Below are 4459 nucleotides of genomic sequence, written 5' to 3' on the forward strand. Positions count from 1 at the left end.
GCCGCGGGCCGGCCCGCGGCCGACCCGGCGGGGGCGAGCGGTCAGTTGACGCGGTCCGCGGCGTGCCGCGTCGCCCGCAGTCGGATCTCCGCGGGCAGTTCCTCGGCACCGGCCGACACCCGGGCGTTCTCCAGGGTGCGGTCCCGCAGCGTGTGCACCACGTCCCGGGGTCGTGCCTGCGGCGCGATCAGCAGGCCGACCCGGGCGGCCGGGCCGGCGCGGCGGCCGACGAGGGTGAACCGGGCCCGCTCCACCCCGGGCAGCGACTCGGCCTCCGCCGTCAGTACGTCCTCCACGGCTCCGGCGCGCAACCGCGCCGACTGGCCGTCGCCGGTGTCGACGCCGAGGGTGCCCAGCCGTCGGCGGCGGAGCTGGGCGAGCAGCCACCACAGGGCGAGGACCACCAGCAGGGCCAGCGCGCCGATGACCACCGGCCACCACCAGCTCTCGCCCTGCCAGTGCAGGCGGTCGGCACGGCTGAGCACCGTGGAGTCCGGCCCCTGCCAGGACCAGTTCGTCGGCAGCCCCACCCCGAGCCGCGAGGGGAGGTCCGCGGCCATGGCCAGGACCACGCCGCCCACTGCGACGAGAGCCAGGCCGGCGAGGGTGAGGACGACCCTGTTGACGGTTCGCAGCATCTCCAGATCTTTCCGCCCGTGCGGGGCGTTGTCGTGCGCGGCATCGTCGTGCGGACGGCCGGGCGCGGGATGGCCGGGGTGCGGGGTGGCCGGAGGCGGGCTCTCGTCAGCTCGCGGGGCGGCTCACCTGGATGGTGAGCGCGGGCCGGTGGGCGAGGTCCAGTTCCTCGACGGCGTGGTGCATCGCGGAGTCGAGATCGGTACGGACCTCGTCGAGGTCGCGGAAGTGGGCGCGGGCCGACACCCGTACCCGGGACCGGCCCACCCGGACCCGCACCGAGAGCACGCCGGCCACCTCCATGGCCCGGTCGCGCACCACCTGCGCGGCGGCGTTGCGCTCGACACCCGGCCTGACCCGCGTGTCCGCCCGCCGCATGGGCAGCACCCCGCGCAGGCCTGGCGTGAGAGCGGCGACGACGAGGGCGATCCCCAGCAGCAGCAGCGCGGCGGCCACCGCCAGGACCCAGGGGTCGTCCAGGGTGCGGTTGGCGAGCTGGTCGGCGAGCTCGGTCCGCCAGGCGGCGGCCGGCCGTTCGGCGCGGACGGCCACGACGTCGTAGAGCAGCGGGCCCAGCGCTGCCAGGAGCAGCACGGCGAGGGCCACGGCCGGCAGCCGCCTGGTGGACCAGAAGCGTCGGGCCGGGTGTGACGGCTCCTGGGCACCGCTCCCGGTCGGCGATCCACCGGCGCCCCGGGCCGGTCCCCCGCCGGTTGCGCGGCGAGCGGCCGGCGCGGGGTCGGACACGCTCGGCTCGGACCGGTCGTGCTCCCGGCGGGCGTGCGCGGACTCGTCGGGGTGCGCGGGTGACGGGTCCGCGTGCTCCGCGCCCATGACACCGGCAGCCCGGGGGACCGGTTCGGGCTCCGGGCCCGAACCGGGGCCCGGGGCGTTGCGGCGGTCGTTCACCGCACCCTCCCGCCGGCCGTGAGGTGTTCGGAGTACAGGCCGACGACATCGACCTCGATACCCGGTGCCTGCATGCCCGCGAGATCGCGGATCCGGGTCTCGATCCGGCTGCGGACGGCGCGGCACCGGGCGCCGATGTCCGTCGGGTAGTCGAGTTCGACGCCGACGCGGATGTCGGCGACGTCCCCGCTGCCGGGTACCGCCGAGCCGCGCAGCGAGACGTACGCCTCGGGGTAGCGGCTGCCGGCCGACCGCGGGGCAGGGGTCGCGGCGGGGTCGGCCGCCGTCTCCCGGAGTGCCTCGCGAGCGGCCTGGGCGGCCAGTTTGGCGACGACGCGTTCGGCGATTCGGGTGGCGCCGCGCTCGGCCGGGGGCACCGGCGCGGCGGCGACCTCAGAGGCGTCGTTCATTGTCGCGGTTGCGCTCCCCCGGCCGGAAGAAGTCCCCCGGCTGTAGATCCCCTTCGGCGAACCGGCCGGCGACGAAGCCGACGGCACCGAGCGCGGCGACCAGCAGGAAGGCACCGAATCCGCCGAAATAGCCGGCGAACCCGAGTGCCATGCCCGCGATCATGCCGACGACGGCCATGCTCATCTTCCGCTCCTTCACTCACCGGTCCTGGTGGGCCGGGGTTGTCCCTGGTGGTGCGAGGGCGCACCGCTCACTGGAGCGGCGGGCGGCTCTCGTCCTCGGTCTCCTCCTCCAGGTCCTCGGGCAGCTTGACGTCGCCGACGTTGATGTTGACCTCGACGACCTCCAGTCCGGTCATCCGTTCGACGGCGGAGACGACGTTCTCCCGGACGGTGCGGGCGACCTCGGCGATGGAGACGCCGTACTCGACGACGATGTCGAGGTCGAGCGCGGTCTGCACCTCGCCGACCTCGGCCTTGACGCCTCGGGTGGCGGACTTGGTACCGCCGGGGACGCGGTCGCGCACCGCGCCGAAGGTCCGGGCGAGGCCGGTGCCCATGGCGTGGACGCCCACGACGTCCCGCGCGGCGAGCCCGGCGATCTTGGCGACGACACCGTCGGCGATGGTGGTCTTCCCGCGCGTGGCGGGGTCACCGGTGCCGCGTCGGTTCGCCAGCGGCTTGGCGGAGCTCGTTCGCTCGTCCTTCGCCAGGTCGGTCGTCGTCTCGGTCACTGCGCCTCCTCGTTCCCGGTCCGGGTCGCTCCGGGCGAGCCGGACCCGCTGGTCGTGTCAGGTTAGACCGGTGGCCCTCGCTTCTCACCCGGGCCGCGCCGAGCGGGTGAACCGGTGCCCCCGACACGGGGTCTCAAGGGGTGCTGTACCCAGACTCCGGGACCTTGCACGGAACTCGTCCTCCCGGGGCGGAATCTGCCGTTCCGCCAGGTGGTGCCTTCCATGCGGTGCTTGCGGGCACCGCACGAAGGCTCCGGAACGGGGACCGGCCCGCGCCGAAGCGCGGGCCGGTCGCGGGTGGCGCGGGAGCGGCGTCAGTCGCCCTCGCCCAGCAGGTCGCGGAGCCGCCGCGCCTGGGCGGCGCGTTCGGCGGCACGCTGGGTGTCGTAGTCGGAGGCCACCGCGCTCCGCAGCAGGGCCTTCGTCTCCACGACCGCGTCCCGCGGCGGCGCGACCAGCGCGGCCACCAGGTCGGCCGTGGCCGCCTCCAGCTCGGCGGCGGGGACCACGAGGTTGGCGAGGCCGACACGTTCTGCCTCCGCCGCGTGCACGGACCGGCCGGTCGCGCAGATCTCCAGCGCGCGGGCGTAGCCCACCAGGGAGACGAGGGGCGAGGTCCCACCGAGGTCGGGCACCAGACCGAGCGAGGTCTCGCGCATCGCGAACTCCACGTCGTCCGCGCAGATGCGCAGGTCGCAGGCGAGCGCGAGTTGGAACCCGGCACCGATGGCGTGGCCGCGCACGGACGCGACGGAGATCACGTCGTTCCGCCGCCACCAGGAGAACGCCTCCTGGTAGCCGGCGATCACCTCGTCCAGGGAGGCGTCGTCCAACCGCGCCAGCTCCGCGAAGGACGGCTCGCCGGGAAAGCCCTCGGGGGTGAAGGCACGCCGGTCGAGCCCGGCGGAGAAGGACGGGCCCTCGGCTGCGAGCACCGCCACCCGGACGGTGCCCGGCAGGCTCCGCCCCGCCGCGGCCAGCGCCCGCCAGGTGGCGAACGTCTGCGCGTTGCGCTTCTCGGCGCGGTGCAGGGTGACCGTGGCGATGGCGCCGTCCACGGTGACCCGTACCCCGTCCTGGTCCAGTACTGTCATCGACCCCTCCGAACGTTACTCACGGGTAGTGTTCGCCCGGGCAGAGTAACGGTCGGACAGGGCCGTACTCAACGGCGGTCAGGAGGCGGCGGCCTTCTTCCCTCTGGTGGCTCCCCCGCGTCCGCGCAGGTTCACCTCCGACTCTCGGAGCATCCGGTGGATGAATCCGTAGGACCGGCCGGTCTCCTCGGCCAGCGCCCGGATACTCGCGCCTGATTCGTATTTCCGCTTGAGGTCTGCCGCGAGCTGCTCGCGCGCGGCGCCGGTCACCCGGCTTCCCTTTTTCAGAGTCTCGGCCACCCGTGCCTCCTCAAGGAAGTGCGCTCTGGAACTCTCATGATCACCCCTAACCGGCTTCCTGGCCACCCATTCGGCGAGGTCGGTGCCGACCGCAGCGATCCGGGGCCGCCCGGCAGGGGCGGCTGGCGGTGGGCCCGTCGTGGCGCGGACAGCGACGGCGGGGCGGTGTCGCACCAGGTCAGCGCCGGGCGGCGCGGCCGGACGCCCCCCGCGGTCCCGGCCGGCCGTGCGGCGGGGTCGGGCGGGAACGCAGGCGGGCGCACACCAAAACCTCACCCGCACGACGGACGCCGGTTTGCCACGGGCGGCCCGCGACGCGCTCCGCCAACGGCCCCGTCCGCGATCTGGCGTTCTCGCCCGACTCCGGGTGGCTGAC

At 74.8% G+C, this 4459-nt stretch carries 7 protein-coding genes; all 7 read right to left on the reverse strand.

The window, feature by feature from the left end; genetic code table 11:
- Positions 1-41: 41 nt before the first annotated feature.
- The 7 genes from amaP to HCJ92_RS22435 all read right to left on the reverse strand — a co-directional run bounded on the left by amaP (position 42) and on the right by HCJ92_RS22435 (position 4083).
- Positions 42-638 carry an alkaline shock response membrane anchor protein AmaP gene (gene amaP, locus HCJ92_RS22405; RefSeq protein ID WP_167935427.1) on the reverse strand — a complete coding sequence of 199 codons (597 nt, stop codon included), beginning with the start codon at positions 636-638 and terminating at the stop codon, positions 42-44.
- Positions 639-744: 106 nt separating this feature from the next.
- A complete protein-coding gene (locus HCJ92_RS25695) occupies positions 745-1242 on the reverse strand; it encodes a DUF6286 domain-containing protein (protein ID WP_167935428.1) in 498 nt (165 codons plus the stop codon).
- Positions 1243-1541: 299 nt separating this feature from the next.
- Positions 1542-1955, reverse strand: a complete 414-nt coding sequence (locus HCJ92_RS22415; RefSeq protein WP_167935429.1) for an Asp23/Gls24 family envelope stress response protein — start codon at positions 1953-1955, stop codon at positions 1542-1544.
- Positions 1939-2139, reverse strand: coding sequence for a hypothetical protein (locus HCJ92_RS22420; protein ID WP_167935430.1), 201 nt, complete (start codon positions 2137-2139; stop codon positions 1939-1941). Before HCJ92_RS22420 ends, HCJ92_RS22415 begins: the two co-directional genes overlap by 17 nt.
- A gap of 67 nt (positions 2140-2206) precedes the next feature.
- Positions 2207-2689, reverse strand: a complete 483-nt coding sequence (locus HCJ92_RS22425; RefSeq protein WP_167935431.1) for an Asp23/Gls24 family envelope stress response protein — start codon at positions 2687-2689, stop codon at positions 2207-2209.
- Positions 2690-3003: 314 nt separating this feature from the next.
- Complete coding sequence (locus HCJ92_RS22430) at positions 3004-3783, reverse strand: enoyl-CoA hydratase/isomerase family protein (RefSeq protein WP_167935432.1); 780 nt, start codon at positions 3781-3783, stop codon at positions 3004-3006.
- Between the two features lie 78 nt (positions 3784-3861).
- Positions 3862-4083 (reverse strand): helix-turn-helix domain-containing protein, encoded by a 222-nt coding sequence (locus HCJ92_RS22435; RefSeq protein ID WP_338054329.1) that lies wholly within the window; start codon positions 4081-4083, stop codon positions 3862-3864.
- Between the last annotated feature and the right edge of the window lie 376 nt (positions 4084-4459).

The sequence above is a fragment of the Streptomyces spiramenti genome, assembly GCF_012034385.1.
GTDB classification, from domain to species: Bacteria; Actinomycetota; Actinomycetes; order Streptomycetales; family Streptomycetaceae; genus Streptomyces; species Streptomyces spiramenti.

Excerpts from the sequence above, each read along its gene's own strand:
- HCJ92_RS22420 (WP_167935430.1), bottom strand. The coding sequence starts at position 2,139 with ATGAGCATGGCCGTCGTCGGCATGATCGCGGGCATGGCACTCGGGTTC.
- amaP (WP_167935427.1), bottom strand. The coding sequence starts at position 638 with ATGCTGCGAACCGTCAACAGGGTCGTCCTCACCCTCGCCGGCCTGGCT.
- HCJ92_RS22430 (WP_167935432.1), bottom strand. The coding sequence starts at position 3,783 with ATGACAGTACTGGACCAGGACGGGGTACGGGTCACCGTGGACGGCGCC.
- HCJ92_RS22415 (WP_167935429.1), bottom strand. The coding sequence starts at position 1,955 with ATGAACGACGCCTCTGAGGTCGCCGCCGCGCCGGTGCCCCCGGCCGAG.